The sequence below is a fragment of the Nesterenkonia alkaliphila genome, from assembly GCF_009758175.1.
Classification (GTDB): Bacteria; Actinomycetota; Actinomycetes; order Actinomycetales; family Micrococcaceae; genus Nesterenkonia; species Nesterenkonia alkaliphila.
Genome location: NZ_WRPM01000032.1, coordinates 1 through 16077, shown reverse-complemented (window position 1 = coordinate 16077; position 16077 = coordinate 1). Strand labels below are relative to the sequence as shown.

At 63.8% G+C, this 16077-nt stretch carries 17 protein-coding genes and 1 pseudogene; 4 read left to right on the top strand and 14 right to left on the bottom strand.

Annotated elements, in window-relative coordinates; genetic code table 11:
- Positions 1-2 precede the first annotated feature (2 nt).
- Entirely contained in the window at positions 3-860 is an 858-nt protein-coding gene (locus GNZ21_RS05225) for a UbiA family prenyltransferase (RefSeq protein ID WP_157322027.1), read from the top strand.
- A 22-nt stretch (positions 861-882) separates the two neighbouring features.
- On the opposite strand, the gene GNZ21_RS05220 is transcribed toward GNZ21_RS05225, so the two are convergent.
- The 8 genes from GNZ21_RS05220 to nudC all read right to left on the bottom strand — a co-directional run bounded on the left by GNZ21_RS05220 (position 883) and on the right by nudC (position 7434).
- Entirely contained in the window at positions 883-1995 is a 1113-nt protein-coding gene (locus GNZ21_RS05220; RefSeq protein WP_188503736.1) for an FAD-dependent oxidoreductase, read from the bottom strand.
- Positions 1988-2683 (bottom strand): methyltransferase domain-containing protein, encoded by a 696-nt coding sequence (locus GNZ21_RS05215; RefSeq protein ID WP_308805467.1) that lies wholly within the window; start codon positions 2681-2683, stop codon positions 1988-1990. Before GNZ21_RS05215 ends, GNZ21_RS05220 begins: the two co-directional genes overlap by 8 nt.
- A gap of 4 nt (positions 2684-2687) precedes the next feature.
- A complete protein-coding gene (locus tag GNZ21_RS05210; protein WP_157322025.1) occupies positions 2688-3776 on the bottom strand; it encodes a type III polyketide synthase in 1089 nt (362 codons plus the stop codon).
- 12 nt (positions 3777-3788) lie between these two features.
- The gene (locus GNZ21_RS05205; RefSeq protein ID WP_157322022.1) at positions 3789-4502 is read right to left on the bottom strand and encodes an esterase/lipase family protein; all 714 of its coding nucleotides are present in this window, start codon (positions 4500-4502) and stop codon (positions 3789-3791) included.
- Positions 4499-5203: an alpha/beta fold hydrolase gene (locus GNZ21_RS05200; protein ID WP_157322020.1), complete on the bottom strand. Its 705-nt coding sequence runs from the start codon at positions 5201-5203 to the stop codon at positions 4499-4501. Before GNZ21_RS05200 ends, GNZ21_RS05205 begins: the two co-directional genes overlap by 4 nt.
- A 122-nt stretch (positions 5204-5325) precedes the next feature.
- Positions 5326-5877, bottom strand: coding sequence for a cyclodeaminase/cyclohydrolase family protein (locus GNZ21_RS05195; RefSeq protein ID WP_308805466.1), 552 nt, complete (start codon positions 5875-5877; stop codon positions 5326-5328).
- A gap of 141 nt (positions 5878-6018) precedes the next feature.
- Positions 6019-6357 (bottom strand): cupin domain-containing protein, encoded by a 339-nt coding sequence (locus tag GNZ21_RS05190; RefSeq protein ID WP_157322018.1) that lies wholly within the window; start codon positions 6355-6357, stop codon positions 6019-6021.
- Between the two features lie 75 nt (positions 6358-6432).
- On the bottom strand, positions 6433-7434 hold the full coding sequence (nudC, locus tag GNZ21_RS05185) for an NAD(+) diphosphatase (RefSeq protein WP_157322016.1): 1002 nt from the start codon (positions 7432-7434) through the stop codon (positions 6433-6435).
- A 215-nt stretch (positions 7435-7649) separates the two neighbouring features.
- On the opposite strand from nudC, the pseudogene GNZ21_RS15860 reads away from it, so the two are divergent.
- Positions 7650-8183 (top strand): annotated as a pseudogene (locus GNZ21_RS15860) (ATP-binding cassette domain-containing protein); the annotation flags it as partial.
- A 680-nt stretch (positions 8184-8863) separates the two neighbouring features.
- The gene (locus tag GNZ21_RS15855) at positions 8864-9364 is read left to right on the top strand and encodes an ATP-binding cassette domain-containing protein (protein ID WP_232532687.1); all 501 of its coding nucleotides are present in this window, start codon (positions 8864-8866) and stop codon (positions 9362-9364) included.
- A gap of 18 nt (positions 9365-9382) precedes the next feature.
- On the opposite strand, the gene GNZ21_RS05175 is transcribed toward GNZ21_RS15855, so the two are convergent.
- From GNZ21_RS05175 to GNZ21_RS05155, 5 genes are all read right to left on the bottom strand, one after another.
- A complete protein-coding gene (locus tag GNZ21_RS05175) occupies positions 9383-11938 on the bottom strand; it encodes a bifunctional metallophosphatase/5'-nucleotidase (protein WP_157322014.1) in 2556 nt (851 codons plus the stop codon).
- Between the two features lie 173 nt (positions 11939-12111).
- Positions 12112-12468, bottom strand: coding sequence for a hypothetical protein (locus GNZ21_RS05170; protein ID WP_157322012.1), 357 nt, complete (start codon positions 12466-12468; stop codon positions 12112-12114).
- Between the two features lie 20 nt (positions 12469-12488).
- Complete coding sequence (locus GNZ21_RS05165; RefSeq protein WP_157322009.1) at positions 12489-12860, bottom strand: nuclear transport factor 2 family protein; 372 nt, start codon at positions 12858-12860, stop codon at positions 12489-12491.
- 48 nt (positions 12861-12908) lie between these two features.
- Positions 12909-13580, bottom strand: coding sequence for a LysE family translocator (locus tag GNZ21_RS05160; RefSeq protein WP_157322008.1), 672 nt, complete (start codon positions 13578-13580; stop codon positions 12909-12911).
- Between the two features lie 71 nt (positions 13581-13651).
- The gene (locus GNZ21_RS05155; RefSeq protein ID WP_157322006.1) at positions 13652-14644 is read right to left on the bottom strand and encodes a saccharopine dehydrogenase family protein; all 993 of its coding nucleotides are present in this window, start codon (positions 14642-14644) and stop codon (positions 13652-13654) included.
- A 113-nt stretch (positions 14645-14757) separates the two neighbouring features.
- Between GNZ21_RS05155 and GNZ21_RS05150 the strand changes: the two genes are divergently transcribed.
- Positions 14758-15180: a RidA family protein gene (locus tag GNZ21_RS05150; protein WP_157322003.1), complete on the top strand. Its 423-nt coding sequence runs from the start codon at positions 14758-14760 to the stop codon at positions 15178-15180.
- Between the two features lie 95 nt (positions 15181-15275).
- Here the strand turns inward: GNZ21_RS05150 and GNZ21_RS05145 are convergent, their stop codons facing one another.
- On the bottom strand, positions 15276-15908 hold the full coding sequence (locus GNZ21_RS05145; RefSeq protein WP_157322001.1) for a flavin reductase family protein: 633 nt from the start codon (positions 15906-15908) through the stop codon (positions 15276-15278).
- Positions 15909-16077: the final 169 nt, after the last annotated feature.

Sequence of the window (16077 nt, the reverse complement as noted above, 5' to 3'; positions counted from 1 at the left end):
TCATGAGGGCTGCGCAGGTCAAGACGCTACTGAGCCTGTGGAGGTCCGCTCACCCCGGGCCCACAGCAGTCGTCACTGTGCTTGCTGCCGCGCTGGGCTTCGGAGTGGGGCTGAGCCCTTGGCGGATCGCGCTGCTTGCGGCCGCCGTGTTCGCAGGGCAGCTCTCCGTCGGCATCTCCAATGATGCGATTGACGCCGAGCGGGACCGTGCGGTGGGCCGGCAGGACAAGCCGATTGCCTGCGGTGAGCTCAGGGTCCGCACAGCGTGGATCGCAGCTGTGAGCTGCTTGGCAGCGGCGCTGATCCTTTCGGCACCCATGGGCCCGGGGCTGCTGGGTGCCCACGCGGTGGTGCTGGTCTCGGCGTGGTCCTACAACGCCGGTCTCAAATCCACAGCACTGTCTGTGCTGCCCTACATCATCACCTTCGGGCTCTTCCCCTCGTTAGCCACACTCTCGGCACCCCAGCCGCAGCTGGCAGCACCCTGGGCGTGCTTCGCCGGCGGCATTCTGGGCATCGCCCTGCACCTGACCAATGTGCTGCCGGACCTCGACGACGACGCCCGCACCGGAGTGCGGGGACTTCCGCACCGACTCGGCGGCAGAGTCTCAGCAGCTGTCGCCTCGGTTGCCGTGCTGCTGGGTGCCGCAGCCGTCACAGTTGGGCCGCTGAACGGACGTGTCTTGGAGGTCCCCAGCGTCTCCTGGGTCTTCTTCGCAGCTGTGGTCGGCGTGGCCCTTGCGACTCTGATCCTCAACCGCGCCGGGAGGTCCGGGCGTGCGCTTTTCCGGCTGGTCATGCTCGCCGCAATGCTGCTCACCGCGCAGTTGGTGGCCGCAGGCGGCTCTCTGGCCGGATAGCTGGTCACCGGTCTGCTCGGCGTCACGCGTGCAGGTCTAGGCCCATGGCGTATGCGTGGGCAAAGAACCGCCCACTGCCTGGTCCCAGCATCATACGCACCCCTTGACGGCGGGCAGCGTGTGCCGCGGCGCCTGCGGGCCGGCCCAGGCGTGTGTTCAGCTCGGCCAGGGCCGCAGCCCGGCTGGCGGAATGGATCCGCCTGCGCTCCCACTGCCTCAGATCCGCCTCGGGGGACTCCCCGGTCCGCACCCAGGCCGCCAGCAGGGGTGCTAAGGTCACTGCGTCCAGGAGCCCCAGATTAAGACCCTGACCGCCGATGGGGCTGACCTCATGGGCGGCATCACCGATCACGAAGACTCGATCATTGCGCAGGCGGGGTGCTACGTAGCGGCGTACTCCGAATCCAGTCACCTCACCGATTGTCGCCTCAGCGCGGCCCTTCAATGCCTGCCCCATCCGGATACGCCTGTGCTCGGGATCCGGGGAGGCCCCTGGAGCATCCCAGGTGACAAACCGCCGCTGGTTCCCCGGGAGCGGAAAGGACTCCAGCACGCCGGTGGAGTCCAGATGCACTACGGCTGTGCGACTGGCGGCGGACTCAGGAACTGGCGCGTCGGACATCAGGTAGCGGTCCGGGTAGTTCCTTCCCTCGGGGCTGCGGTATACCAGGTGGCGGGAGCGCGCTCCGCCGGCCAGCACCACCAGAGGTGATCGCCGCTGGCCCGAGCAGGTCTCAAGCCGGACCTCACTGCTGGTGAGGTGTATGGCGTGCACGCCTACTCCCCTGCTCGGCGCCGGCGCAGCCCGTGCCAGAATCGCCTCCGTGGCCGGCTGCGGGAGTGTGGCGACGAAGGGGAATCGGGTGTGGAGCTGGTCGAAGCGCACCGTGCCCAGAAGCCGACCCTGCGAGCGCGCTTCGCCGCGCTCCACCCGCAGCGCATGCTCCAGCAGCTCCGCGGTCAGGCCTGCGTCCTCTAGGGCGGCGAGCACCGGTGGGTGCACGCCGATGGCGCGGCTGCCCGGACCTGCCTGCTCCCGCTGTTCCAGCAGCTCCACTGCGACTCCGCGGCGGTGCAGCTGCGCGGCGAGCAGCAGACCGACTGGGCCGGCTCCAATCACGGTCACCTCAGGCACAGCCGGGCGCCTCGGCGATGAGTCGGAAGGGCACCGGTGAGCTGACCTGCCACTGGGGGCCCAGGGCAGCGGAGAGCTCGTCCTGCCGGTAGCTGCGGCGGATCGAGCGCAGCCCATCGGTGCGCAGGAACGTCCCGGGACTCAGCGGCGCCACACCCAGGGAGAAGAGCCGGTAGGCCAGCCGGCTGCGCGCGATATCACTGTGCAGGGCCCGCACTGTGGCCAGCTGTCGGGAAGCGGCTGTGAAGGCTGAGAGCTCATCAGCGGTCAAGTGGTGCAGCACGTGGTTGGACAGCACCAGATCGAAGCTGTTGCCCTGCGCTATCAGATCCTCTGCCGCACAGCACATAAAGGTGATGCCGGGTGCTTGCCGCTGCCGTGCGGCATGATGGGCGCGCGGGTCGGGGTCGACGCCGGTCCACGTGACCTCTAAACCGTCGCGGGAGGCCAGGCGCGCCAGGCGGACCAGCACGTCACCGCCACCGGACCCCAGATCCAGCACTCGCGCCGGCCGGTCTAGATCTGCCAGCATGGGCCGCAGTCGGGTGCGGTAGACCTTCTCCCATCCGGACACCAGCCGGTTCACCACGCCGAAGCGCCGCAGGGTGGCGTGCAGGCGTTGGGGGTCACAGTTGGGATCGTCCATGAGCTCGCGCAGATCCGGGTCGCGTACTGAGAGGTTCATCATCTGCTCAGGTCACCGGTTCCTTGTACATCAGTGCTGATTCGACAGTCAGTCCCGGGCCGAAGGCCAGGGCCGCTATGCCGCCGCTCACCTCTGGGTCCGCCATCAGCTGCTGAAGGATGAACAGTATGGTCGCGCTGGACATATTGCCGTAGTCCCGCAGCACCTGCCTGGAGGCAGTCAGGGCCTGGGAGCTCAGGTTCAGGCCTGTCTCCACCCGGTCCAGCACGCTGCGCCCGCCGGGGTGGACCGCCCAGGTGTCCGGGGGCGGAGTATCTGCCAGAAATCCGCTGACTGCTGCGCGGATTTCGCGTCCGATGATACGGGGCACTTCGGCGGAGAGAGTCATCTGGAATCCATGGTCTCCGATGGTCCAGGCCATATCTGACTCGCCCTCTTCTGTGAGTGCGGTGGCGAAGCGCTCCAGGATCAGGCCTGCGCCGTTCTTCCCAATCTCACCACCGGTCACCACTGCGGCAGCAGCACCATCGGCGAAGACGGAGGCGGCCACAATCTGTTCGGGGTCCGAGGTGTGGCGGATATGGAGTGAGCACAGTTCTACGCACACCACCAGCACAACAGCCTCCGGGCGGGCCTCGGTAACCTGTGCGGCCAGGCGGAGTCCAGGAAGCGCGGCGGCGCATCCCATGAACCCCAGGTGGCTGCGTTCCACGGTGCTGGAGAGCCCCAGGTCCCGGATGAGGCGGTAGTCGATGCCGGGGGCAAAGAAGCCAGTGCATGAAACGGAGACCACGTGAGTGACCTGATCCGGGTGGATATTTCCCCCGGTCAGCGCCCGGCGCGCAGCGTCCGCCGCCAGAGGCGGGGCCTGCTGTTTGTAGAGATCATTGCGCAGACCGGTCCCGGGGGTCTGCAGGGTGCCGTCCTCGGCGATGAACGCACTGTCTGGGGCCCCGCTGAGACCCTCCAGAACTGTGTGTCTTCGATCAATCCCCGCGGCGTCGAACGCGGCGGGGATGAGTCGCCGGGTGAGCCTGTCAGCTGTGGGCTGCGCGGCGAAGAAGGCACTGAGCTCCTGCTGGCTCACACAGGTCTCGGGTACCGCGGTGCCGATGGAGGTGATGCGCGTTGGCATGCCTCCAGCTAATCACGGGACTAGGTGTCGGATCCCCTCGAGAACTGCGGTGTGGACCTGGGCATCACCGAGCGGAAGGAAATGCCCGCGGGTATCCAGCTGCACATTATGCGCACCCTCCAGGTGGCTTCCCCCCGGAATGTGGGGGTCAAATTGCCCGTAGATCGAGACGATCTGCCGATTGAGCCGCGGGTTCGCGCGGAGGTTAGTCAGTTCCGGGGATCGCGGGAGGAATACGCGCAGCGCCGGCAGCGGCAGCAGGCGAGCCAGCGGGGACCCTTCGAACGGGGTGTTGATAGCCACCAGGCCTCGGATGGCACTGGCCCGGTGGCGGCGGGCGAGCAGCAGCTTGCCGATGAGTCCGCCCTTGCTGTGAGCCACTAATACGCAGTCTGAGATGGTGTTGCGCTCTAGATAGCTCTCTACCAGGTCTGCCATGTCCTCGATGGTGCCGCCGTTGTATCCCAAATCGACCACGGGGTGGACGTCATAGCCGTGCTGGCGCAGCACATCTGCCACCGGGCGCAAGAATGCCCAGGTTTCATAGATTCCAGGCAGCAGTATGACCGCGGGCCTGCCCGTACCGTGCCGGCGGTAGGCCAGGGGGTCAGGTCGGCGCAGCAGTCCATTGGCCTGGCGGCTCAGCGCGTAGGCGTAGTCCCGTACCCAGGCGTTGAGATTGATGCTGGCCTGGGTCAGCACCTCAAGCAGGCGGCTTGGACTCATCGGCCGCCAGCTGCTCTGAGAAAGGGTCTGCAGGCGGCGAGAAGTTCCTGCGGTCTGTTGTGCTGCAGGGCGTGGGGGCCATCTGGGACTTCTAGGGCCCGGGCGTCCGGGGCTAGTCGGCTCAGTTGGCGCACCCAGTCGTGGGAGGCGATCGGATCGCGTGCGCCGCGGATGATCAGTCCAGGAACAGCACAGGTCTGAATCGTCTCATCCAGGCGGTCGGCGAGCATGTACTGGCTGGTGCGCAGGTACCGCAGCGGGCCCATCCTCAGGTAGTTGCGGAAGATCACGGCATTGCTGAGGAGCGGTTCGCGCATGCTGTCCCGCAGCAGCCGCCAGGCTTGGGCGGGCAGACTGCGGGCAGCCGGGTCAACAGTGGGGCCGATGAGGATGTATCCGGCACAGAGTTCCGAGTGCCGGGAGACGGTCTGGGCAACGATCTGACATCCCATGGAATGGCCCACGACGACGGGGCTGTCCAGTCCCAGCGAAGCAATCGCCTCCGCAACCACCTCACCCAGTTCCGGAACGGTCAGCGCACGGTCCGGCTTGGGTGTCTTGCCGTAACCGGGAAGGTCAAGGGCGTATACGTCATGAGTGGCGGCGAGCGCCTCAGCATAGGGCAGGAAGTACTCCCCCGACATTCCGATCCCGTGGACCAGCACGATCGGCGGCCCCTGAGCAGAGAAGGTACCCCGCACGTGAAGAATGTGGCCGCCGGCACGGAGCCTTCGGATCCGGAGCCCATCGGCCGCCCCAGGTTCCGGGGACAGTCTGCGCTCCCCGGACGGTGGGTGGGGCGCCGTCCTGTATCTTCTTCTTCTCATCGGGAGGCGGTGGGTACGGCCCGGTCAGCAATGCGGGCGAGTATCTGGTCCACGTGTTCCAAACCCTCATTCAGCCGTTTCACGGTGTCCCACAGCTCAGGATGGTTTTGTTCCACGTCGTCGAGGGTGCTGTCACCGCAGGTGAGGGCGGCCAGATCGTAGCTGACGTTGGTCCGCGCGCCAGTCATCGCTGCCCTGAGTGCGCCGAGGGAGACCACAACATCGGCGATCAGTGCAGACTTGCCGTTGAGGACAAGCCACTCCAGGTCCTCGATTGCAGCCAGAGCCTCCACCCCGACTACGGCAGAGGCTTTAGCAGCCAGGATGGAGGCGCGGTGTATCGCGTCCTCGCGATCTGGTCCGGGCTTGCGGCGGAACGCTGCTCCGAACGCCTGGGAGGCTGTGGCATCGTCATCGGCCAGCGTCAGGGCTTTCTCGCGCAGACCACGTGCCCGGCGGTGCACCGCAGTCAGGTGCTCCTGCTGGTGCTGCTCGGGTTCGGTGTACCCAGCGACCATTGAGGTCAGCGCCGCTGCAATAGAGAGCATCACTCCGGCTGCGGCACCTCCCCCCCGGGGACCCTTTGGACTCAGCCAGTTCCTGGGTCCACTGCTTGACGGTTGAGCGCTGCGTTGTGGCTGCCTCAGCATCATTCATACGTCTAAGTGTGCCCTCTAAGACGCTCAGCGTCAGTCCACCTCGTGCTCGATCAGCTCCGGTGAGGCGTGGATGCACATCATCTTCAGTGAGTCTGCGCCGATATTGCGGAACTGGTGAACAGTCTCGGCGGTGACCGTGATGATGTCCCCGGTCCTGCCGTGCACTGTCTCGCCGTTCGCCAGCACCTCTACCTCACCCTCGATCACTGCCCAGGTTTCTGTGTAGGGGTGCCAATGAGCCTCCGGTCCGGTCCCCGGCGGGGTGTCCACCCAGAAAAATGTCACGCCGGAGGAGTGGTACTTCCCCTCGAACAGGGCGGTCTGGCTGTCCGGGGCCTTCAAGTCTTCGCGGGTGGTTACGGTAATCATCGGGAACTCATCCTCCTGAGCTGTCGGGTCAGTTCATTGATCTTGCCCGTGTCCGCACACACATGACAAGGTTTGTCAGCGGTGTGCTCCCGGGCGCTCCAGGGGTCCGCCGTACCAGCGCTCAATGAGACCTCGTGAAATAGAAGACCTGGCGGGCAGTGTGATGGAGCCGCGGGATACGCAGTCGTGAAGTTCTTGGCGCGTGAACCACCGGACCTCACGGATCTCCTCCAGATCGGCGGCAGCTTCAACATCCCTGGTGCGCCCAAAGAAGCCGATCATGAGCGAGCGTGGGAATGGCCAGGCCTGGGAACTGACGTACTCGACCCGATCCACCGTAACCCCGGCTTCTTCCTTCACTTCGCGGACCACGGCATCCTCAAGGGATTCTCCGGCCTCCACAAAACCAGCGAAGGTGGAGTACCGGCGGACGTCCCATAGCACTGCTGAACCCAGCAGTAGCCGGTCGTCCGCATCCGTCACCGCGGTGATCACCGCAGGGTCGGTGCGCGGGAAGTGCTCAGCATCGCAGTTCATGCAGCTGCGCGCCCAGCCTGAGCTGCGCGGTTCAGTGACTCCGCCACAGCCAGGACAGAACGCCGCCGAAGCGTGCCAACCGGTGAGAGCAGCGGCGTGGGTCAGCAGTTTTGCCTCGACAGCTGGCAGCTGGTGGCCCACGCGGCGCAGGTCTTCCCAACTCAGGCTCGTCTGGTCTAAGGCGCCTGGCGGCCCTGCCGGTGGGGTGGTAGCGGGCACCGCTACTACGTGGCGGATGGGATGTTCCTCAGCCGACTCCAGTGTGTCCTCGGCAACCACTTCCCCGAGATACACTGCCTGCCCCGGGAGCTCACCCTGCGGAGCAGAGAAATGCAGGTGAAGCTCATAGTCGGCGATCTCTCCTTCTGATTGCTGGGCAACGTTGGTCACCGGAGCCTTCCCCTGGGCCAGCATGAGCACTCCAGTATTCGGCCGTTCCCAGACACGCGCCAACCAGTCGGTGGCCCGGCGCTCCTGGCTGTGGGCAGCCAACTGTGATCCGGAGAGGACACGTTTGGGCCTTTCAGCGTCAGAGGGCACTGACCCACCGTATACCGTGAGCTGTGATGGGGGTGGCCGATGGGGGTGGCCGAGACGCGTTTAGGATCGCAGTTAATCTGTGTGGCGGCGTCGTACCGTCACCTACTGGGCACCTGCTAAGGTTGCTGGCATGACCGATAAGTGATCTTCGTCAGTTCCCGCGTCTGGCGGCGCAATGCGCCCGGTGGGAAATCACGTCACTGTGAAGGTCTCTTATGTCTGCATCCCCTGGATCCCATCTCCGCGTCTCCGGAGTTTCCCACTCGTTCGGCGATCACCGCGTGCTCACCGACCTCTCTTTCACCGTTGCCGGCGACGAACTGGCCGGGCTCATCGGCGAGAACGGCTCTGGGAAGTCAACTCTGCTGCGCATCATCGCAGGATTGACCGCCCCCGATGCGGGCGAGGTTCGGCTCAGCGTCCCTGGTGTGCCCCAGCCGCGGGTAGGGCTGCTGCACCAGGAACCACCGTTCTCTGCCGAAGCAACCCTCTCAGAAGCGGTTGAAGATGCTGTGGCACCTCTGCGCCGCGCTGCCCGGGAGGTGGCCGAAGCCGCTCAACAACTAGCGCATCAGCCGGATGACCGCGAGCTGGCCGGCAGCTATGCCAGAGCTCTGGAACGCGCAGAACAGATGGACATCTGGCAGACCGACACTCGCATCTCACAGGTGCTGGCCGGCGTCGGGCTTTCTGAGGTGCTTGCAGACCAACCAACGGGCAGTCTCTCCGGAGGACAGCGCGCCCGCCTCTCCTTGGCTTGGGTGCTGCTGAGCTCCCCCGACATCCTGCTGTTGGACGAACCGACGAATCACCTGGACGAGGAAGCCACCTCATACCTCCGCGCCGTCCTTGAGTCCTGGCGAGGACCAGTGCTCATCGCCAGCCACGACCGGGCGTTCTTGGACGAGGCGGTCACCACGTTGATCGATATCGATCCCTCGCCGCTCCCCCACGAGGTTGCCGCACCTCTGCTGCAGAATGGCGCCGGAACGGGTATCGGCCTCACCCGGTTCACCGGGACGTATACCGAATACCTCAATGCACGCCTGGATGCTCGTGAACACTGGGAGCATCAGTATCGAGTCGAACAGGCGCAGCTGAAACGCCTACGTGCTGCAGTGCGTGGGAACCAGACCGTAGGTCATGACACGTGGAAGCCTCGTTCCGAAGTGCGCTCGGCCGCAAAATTCTATGCCGACCGGAACGCCAGGACGGTGAGCCGCCGTGTCAATGATGCCCGGGCACGGCTTGCGGAGCTGGAAGAAACGCAGATCCGCAAACCTCCGCGAGAGCTACGGTTCCAGGGATTTGCGGCGGTGCCCGCAGCGACTAAGCCGCACCGGGGGCAGCACCCGGTGCGGCTGCCTCCGAGGCCGCTGTTGAAGGCCGTCTCAGCCCCACGACATTCTCGCTCTCATCCACTGAGAAGCTGCTCATCACCGGCTCAAACGGCGCTGGGAAGTCCACGCTGCTCGCGGCCCTCGCGGGCAAGGTTGAGCCCACCCAGGGCACAATTCATCGGGCCGAGGACCTCCGTACCGCGATGCTTCACCAGGAAGTCCAGCTGCCCGACCCCAGGAACCGCGGGGCGCAGCGAACGGTGCTGCAGACTTACGATGACCTCCTGAGCGAACAAGGAACCGCCGCTGTGCCTCTGTCCACCTTTGGGCTCATTCACCCGCGGGATTACGAGCGCCCTGTGGAACAGCTCAGCACCGGGCAGCAGCGCCGGCTCGAACTCGCCGTCCTTCTGGCTGAACCCCCGGAGCTGCTGCTGCTCGACGAACCGACCAACCACTACTCCTTGCTGCTGGCTACGGAACTGGAAGCGGCAATCCCCCACTACCCTGGCGCCGTCGTGATCGCCTCGCACGACCGCTGGCTCCGGCGCACCTGGCAGGGCAGCCGCCTCCACCTGGTCAGGCCTTGACCGCCCAGCAGGCGGCGCTCAGGCTGCCGCGTTGCGCCGGGAGCGGTAGAACATGAAGCCACCTGCGATCAGCAGCAACAGCGCTGCGAGCACCACTGCGGTGATAGTGGCGCCGGTGGAGGCCAACCGGGAGTCATCCTCGGTGCCCTCATCCTCGGTGGCGAGGTCCGCCGCGGGCACCGGTGCAAGGACAGTCAGCTCGGCTGCGCCCTGACCGGACTCACCGGTGACGGTCAGCAGGTACTCCCCGGCCTCAGTGTCCTCCGGGATGGTCACCTCGGCGCTCAGCTCACCTGATGCGTCGGTGGTGAACTCACCCAGAACCGGGTTGAGTTCGACGACGACGTCCTCCTCGGCTTCAAATCCGCTGGCAATGACAGTGACCGCCTCACCGGCAACAACCTCTTCGGAGCTCACGCTCACCGAAACGCTGGTCTCCTCCTCGTCTCCGCCGGGCGAGGGTGACTGCGCCTCGTTCTCTTCGACCTGGACAGACAGTGCCAGCTCAGTGCCGGTGACCGGCTCGGTCAGCACCAGGGGCAGTTGGCCGCCGGACTCCTCAGGGACCTCCAGCCGGACTTCGGCCCGGCCGCGCTCATCAGAGTCCTCGAACCAGGTGGCATCGATGTCGAACTCGGCGAGGACCGTCTCGCCCAGCTGAACCTGAAGAGTCTCGCCCACCGGGATGTCCTCATGTGACCACGCCAGGGAGGAGACATCAATGGCCAGCTCATCACCTGGGGCGTAGACCTCGTGTTCGCCAGTCACCCAATGCACACCGATGCCGCCGCGGTCCAACTCTGGCTGCAGGACGGCCTGCTCACGGGCGTAGTCAACGATGGCTTCGAGGTCGTTCTGCCCGGTGTCCTGCATCTGAGCAGCCTCGGGGGCGATGGAGAGCCCGCCACCGCCGCCTGCCATGTGACTGTTCAGGACCACCTGGTAGGTCCCGGCCGGATCCACCGGTTCTCCCTCGATCCACAGACCGGTGATGCGCTCGCCGAATCCAGCCTCGGGGTCATAGGTGTAGAACACATTGCTGGACTGCCCGTGCCGGGAGAAGCGTCCCTGGTCTTCGCGCCACTGCTGCTCGAAGATCGTGTACACCTGTTCGCCGGTGAAGGTGCCCACCATCAGCGTATTGGCGAAGGGCTGGGCATTGCCCAGGTCGCGGATGCTCAGCTCACCCAGGGGAAGATCGTCGCGCAGCCCGCCGGAGTTCGTGATGGCGAAGTCGGCCTCAGGGTTGGTGCGGCGCACCGCTGAGAGCTGGGCATCGGCGACGAGCTCGCCGAGGGTGGAGGCTGCTGCGCGGTTGTCGGGCTCGCCGGGTCCCGACTGGGCCCGGGCGAAGGGGATCTCCCCCTCGACTGTGGCGACCACCTCGGATCCCAGCTGATCGGCAACCTCGACAGCCTCTGCGACGATGGCGTCCACCTCGGGGTGGGAGCCACAGACCAGCCCGTCAGTGGTCCCCTCCAGGTTCAGGTCGATCAGCCGGGCCTCCGAACTGACGATCTCACCGGCCGCTGTGTCGAAGGCAAGCTCCAGGTGGGAGAGATACTCACCGTACTCGCCGCCCTGGGTGACCCACATATCGCCCTGCTGCACCGCATAGGTCTGGTGGGTGTGACCGGAGAACACTGCATCGATGGCCGGATGAGCGTTCTCGATCAGCTCAGCGAATCCGGCACCGCCGTACCCCTCGTGCACCAGGAGAACGACGACGTCGGCTCCCTCTACCTCCGCCAGGTGCTCGGCGTAGAAGTTGGCCTCCTCAGTCAGGGAGGTCCATTCGATGTGGGCAATGCCATCGGGGCTGACCAGCCGGGGCATATCGAGGGTGTTCAGGCCGATGAACCCCACCTCGACGCCACCGACCTCATGGATTTCGTAAGGTTCGTAGAGGTGCTCGCCAGTGTCCACATGGCGGGCGTTGGCTCCCAGCCAGGTGAAGTCGGAGAGCGGCATCACGCGGCTGTCGAAGTCCTCAGCGCCCTGGTCGAACTCGTGGTTGCCGATGCTGGTCACGTCCAGGCCCATGGCGTTGAGCGCCTCAATGGTGGGCTCGTCCTGCTGGATGAAGCTGGTGAAGGTGGAGGCTCCGATATGATCCCCGGATCCGGTGAACAGGGTGTTGGGATTCTGCTCCCGGTATGCGTCTACCGTGCATGCGACAGTGGAGGCTGATTCCTGGAGCCGACCGTGGAAGTCGTTGATGTTGAGGATCTGCAGCTCGACGACCTCATCCTCGGCCTCGGGGTCATCATCCTGCTCGTCGATGTCGCCTGCGTCCTGCCCGGGGTCTTCCTCTCCGCCTTCAGGTGTGTCTTCACCGATACCAGAGGAGCCCGCGTCGTCGTTCTCAGGGCTGTCGTTCCCAGTGCCGTCGTTCTCAGCGCCAGAGTTCTCGCCGACCTCCTGTTCGGTGATCTCCCCGTTCTCCTCGGTCTCCGCCTGGGCTGCCGGCGAGACGCCGAGCAGGGCCAGGGCCAGGCCCCCGGCAGTGATCGCTTTGGCCAGTCGAGAGGCTCGGCGCGGGTCCTGGGCAGGCAGGTATGTGGTTAGGGCCATCGGGGAATTCCAGTCCTCATCTGATGCGGCGTACAGTGATTACTCCGCGCACCGGAACAGACCCCCGGCGCGCAGGCAACACTCTAGGCAGAACCAGGTAAACGGCGCGCAAACAGTGCATGACATCTGCCGTTTTCAGGGATGATCCCGGTTGGTAGGCTGGTCCGTGGGGTCTATCCGTTCAGCAGCCTCAATGTGCTGGGGATCGGAAAGGGCAGCACATAGGCCTGTGCTCCGGAGCCTACGGCTGAGGCGGCGCCAAACTCATCCTCCACTACGCGGACGCCCTCCGGGCTCACCTCCGTGATCCGTACCCGGACTTCGCTGCCATCGGGCTGCTGAAGAGACCAGGGTTCGGCGAGGAAGGAGAGCCCACGCTCCTCGAGAGCCTCCTCAGCTTCCAACCACTCGACCTCACCGGTCACGTCACTTCCCAGCACGTCGACGGCAACGAACTGCTCACCCTGCATGCGTATCCAGCCGATGCGCTCACCGTCCTCGCGCCGGTGCTCAATCCAGGAATCATCCATCTGACCTCACCGCCTCTCTGTCAGGATCCGGGCGGGATAGGTGTCTGCTGATAGCACGCCAACCGCCATGTGTTCTCATGGCGTACGTAGACACTGGACATCAGGGCCCGGAACTCCGGCTCAGACTCACCGCGCCAGGCCCTGCCCTGATACACCAAAACAGCGCAGGACGCATCCAGCGGGATCAGCCGCTGCTCCGAAATCTCGTACCGGTCCCAGGGCGGTGCATCGTTCAGCGAGGCGATGACCTGTTCCCGGCTGAACACGAATCCGTGGGCCAGGATCATGACTCCGTCCTCGGTCATGATCTGGCCATAGAAGTCTGCACCTGTGCTGGAGCACAGCGACTGCCAGCCTTGGTGCTCCAGTTCGAGCAGCTCCTCGATGATCATGTCTTCATACTAGACAGTCACTGAAGCGGACCTCCCGCAGTTCGGACCTCATCGTCCAGCAGAGAGGGCCCCTGCTTGCCGGGGCGGGTCCAGGAACATTAGAACGGCTCCAAAAATGATGAGAAGACTTCCGGAGATCCGGGCGGTCAGAGTGCGGAACCGCGCCTGGCCGAGCATTTTCTTGAACAGCACGACGCCGTAGACGAACCCCATCCACCAGACCACGCCCAACAAGATGTCGAGGACTCCTAACAAGAGGATCTGGGCGACCACGTTCTGCCCTGGGGTGATGAACTGAGGCAATACCGCTACAAAGAACATTGCCGCCTGTGGGTTCAGCACGTTAGCGGTGAAGGACTTCCAGAACACTCCACTTCTGCGATCGCGTGGTTCTACTTCCTTGAGGTTATCGTGCACCTGCTCAGCAGCTTTTCGGGATCCCCACAGGCTCTGGAATCCCAAGAAGATCAGATAAGCAGCACCTGCGTACTTGAGGATGGAGAACGCGGTAGCACTGGCCAGAACGACAGCTGTCACCCCTAGGGATGCAGCAACCATATGCGCTGACAGCCCCGCCTGGACCCCCAGGGCAGATACGATGCCGCTGCGCCTGGCCGAGGCAGAATGGCGCATCACCACAAACCAGTCAGGCCCCGGAGTGAGATAGGCGATCGTGCAGACCCCCAGGAAAACCAGGATCGTCTCTACACTCAGCAGCATGAGCTCAATGCTTGCATACCAAGTACCGGAACACCTGAGAGCAGCATCCAGTCACCGTCCGTGCCGACAGGTCATTGCCAAAGGCTCATCCGGTCTTTCCCGAAAGCCCATGCCATGTCCTCAAGCCGCATAAAGTCCATCGGAAGAAGCACACCGGCGAGGTCGGCCTGGTGGTTCACCATATATCGGACAACGCATGCAGTGACTAACGCAGTAGCGCCATAGTCGCTGCAAGCCTCCACCCTGATCGTTCTGGTCCCGGTTTCTCCCTCCGATGCGGCAAGGCTTTTGGCTTCCACCATCAGCGAAGCATTCTGCGGTTTCCGAGGGTTATGTTTCGGCGCGATCTGAAGAGAGCTTCTCGCCAGCAGGGCCAGCACGCCTAGACGCTTCATCTCCGCGATAACTGCTGTGAGTGCTGGACTCGACCATGCCGTGTAATACCCAATCTCACTGACGCCGAGGCGCTCAGTCAGAAACTCCTGCTCGTCGTAGTGGATCCTGCGCACTGTTCGCTTCTGGTTCCCGAACCGCATCTGCTTCTTATACCTGAAACCTGGCAACCCGCCTTCTCGAGTGGAGACTGGCTCGCTGATTTTCCTCAGCATGTCTTTGACGCCTGTGGGCCCGACTTTGGCATTGGCACTCTGCAGCAGAGCAACACTGACCTCGTCAACAAATTCGAGTTCCTGGACTACATGCGCAGCGAGAATACCGCTCAGCCCCGGAAAGAAGCCGCACATCAACACAGAGGGCACCGTGATGCCCTGGAGCTCATTCTGTACCTGTCGTAGGAGTTGACCATGCGGAGAGACGTCAACACACGGAATCGCACGCTCAGCACACACGCGCTGAACAACAGGGTCTCGTTGCGGGGCTGCCACTACCACCACATCGATCTGTTGAACCGCAAGGTAGATGCTCTCTGCTGAGGCGACGTCAACCGCAGTATCCGCTTTTGCGCGTGATGCCGTCACCACCTCAACAGCGTCAACTGCATCTAGAGCGGAGCAGATCTCAGCGCCCAGCGCCCCAGCGGCCCTAATCACTAGAACTCGCTTCATCGCCCCCCACCCTGAGTCATACGCTCAATGCTTCCACAGCCCGCAGTTGGTAGGGGAAGGAATCCTGCGATCTTCTTTCCAAAACTACACATGTCATTTGATTGAATGAGGACATGACCACCCCTGTTCAGCTCGTCCGTTCAGCTCGTCTCTCTGACGCTGCAGAGTACGCTTACGCTGCCAAACTCCCCGCTGATGCAGAACTGATCTTCCTGGCAGGATCCTGTCCACTGAACATCGACGGTTCCACCGCCGCCATTGGTGACTACGCAGGGCAGGCAGCCAAGTGCATCGAGAACATGCACATCGCACTGGAAGAAGCCGGAGCCACAATCAAGAATGTAGTCAGCACCCGTGTGCTCGTCGCCTCGAATAAGCAAGCAGACCTAGTAGAAGCGTGGGAAGTCGTCCGCGATGCCTTCGGTGACCACGATGTACCCAGCACACTGATGGGCGTAACCGTCCTTGGCTACGACGACCAACTCGTGGAAGTGGAGGCTGTTGCTGCGATTGGCGGCACCCCACGTACTGCCTGACCGTCGATCGGGCACCGGCACCGGCCGGCGTAACTCATCCGGACATACGGCGAATCCGTTTCCAGAACCCGTCCACGACCAACTGCCCCCAGGTCCTATGGCCGGGGAAGAGCTGGGCGATGCATTTCCAAGCGGTTGTCTTCTTGAACTCTGAAGTAGGTCGACGGTCCACCTCCACGGACCACTGGTTTTCCTGCCGTGGTCTGGTAGACGCCCTGGGACAGCAACGTCTTGTGAATATGGACCCCGATGACCTCGCCGAAGACGACTTGTGTCACCGTGGCTTCACCGTTGGCGGTGACTAAGGGCACAATTTGGGTGGTGCGGCATTCGAAGACTGCACGTGCTTCTGCCACATGAGGGACACGTATCCGCTGGGAGGGTGCTGGGGTCAGTCCTGCCAGCTCGAACTCATCGACGTCAGCTGCGACCTCTGCTGATGTGGCGTTCATCTGCTCTGCTAGATCTTCACTGACCAGGTTCCAGCAGAACTCGCCTGTGGCTTCGGCGTTAGCCAAAGTGTCTTTAGCGCCGTTACTGGCGAAGCCGATGATAGGCGGGGTGTAGTTGAAGGCGTTGAAAAAACTATAGGGTGCCAGGTTCAACACACCCTGAGCGTCTTGGGAGGAGATCCACCCGATGGGACGTGGAGCGATGATCGCGTTGAAGGGAGAATGCGGCAATCCGTGACCGGAGCCGGGTTCGTAGAAGTGGTATTCACTGCTCATTTTCTGTTCCTTTGGACACCAGAAGCGCCAGATCCATGTGCAGCCATTCGGCGCTCTCCGGCAGGTACGCGAAAACCCCAGATCGGGCTGACCTGGGGTTTTATTCGTGACCCCAGCGGGATTCGAACCCGCGTTACCGCCGTGAGAGGGCGGCGTACTAGGCCGCTAT

Coding starts and splice junctions, on each gene's coding strand:
- GNZ21_RS05225 (WP_157322027.1), top strand. CDS start 3: ATGAGGGCTGCGCAGGTCAAGACGCTACTGAGCCTGTGGAGGTCCGCT.
- GNZ21_RS05205 (WP_157322022.1), bottom strand. CDS start 4,502: ATGAGTCCAAGCCGCCTGCTTGAGGTGCTGACCCAGGCCAGCATCAAT.
- GNZ21_RS05195 (WP_308805466.1), bottom strand. CDS start 5,877: ATGCTCTCTATTGCAGCGGCGCTGACCTCAATGGTCGCTGGGTACACC.
- GNZ21_RS05190 (WP_157322018.1), bottom strand. CDS start 6,357: ATGATTACCGTAACCACCCGCGAAGACTTGAAGGCCCCGGACAGCCAG.
- GNZ21_RS05155 (WP_157322006.1), bottom strand. CDS start 14,644: ATGAAGCGAGTTCTAGTGATTAGGGCCGCTGGGGCGCTGGGCGCTGAG.
- GNZ21_RS05150 (WP_157322003.1), top strand. CDS start 14,758: ATGACCACCCCTGTTCAGCTCGTCCGTTCAGCTCGTCTCTCTGACGCT.
- GNZ21_RS05145 (WP_157322001.1), bottom strand. CDS start 15,908: ATGAGCAGTGAATACCACTTCTACGAACCCGGCTCCGGTCACGGATTG.
- GNZ21_RS05170 (WP_157322012.1), bottom strand. CDS start 12,468: ATGGATGATTCCTGGATTGAGCACCGGCGCGAGGACGGTGAGCGCATC.
- GNZ21_RS05210 (WP_157322025.1), bottom strand. CDS start 3,776: ATGCCAACGCGCATCACCTCCATCGGCACCGCGGTACCCGAGACCTGT.
- GNZ21_RS05215 (WP_308805467.1), bottom strand. CDS start 2,683: ATGATGAACCTCTCAGTACGCGACCCGGATCTGCGCGAGCTCATGGAC.
- GNZ21_RS05175 (WP_157322014.1), bottom strand. CDS start 11,938: ATGGCCCTAACCACATACCTGCCTGCCCAGGACCCGCGCCGAGCCTCT.
- GNZ21_RS05160 (WP_157322008.1), bottom strand. CDS start 13,580: ATGCTGCTGAGTGTAGAGACGATCCTGGTTTTCCTGGGGGTCTGCACG.
- GNZ21_RS05165 (WP_157322009.1), bottom strand. CDS start 12,860: ATGATCATCGAGGAGCTGCTCGAACTGGAGCACCAAGGCTGGCAGTCG.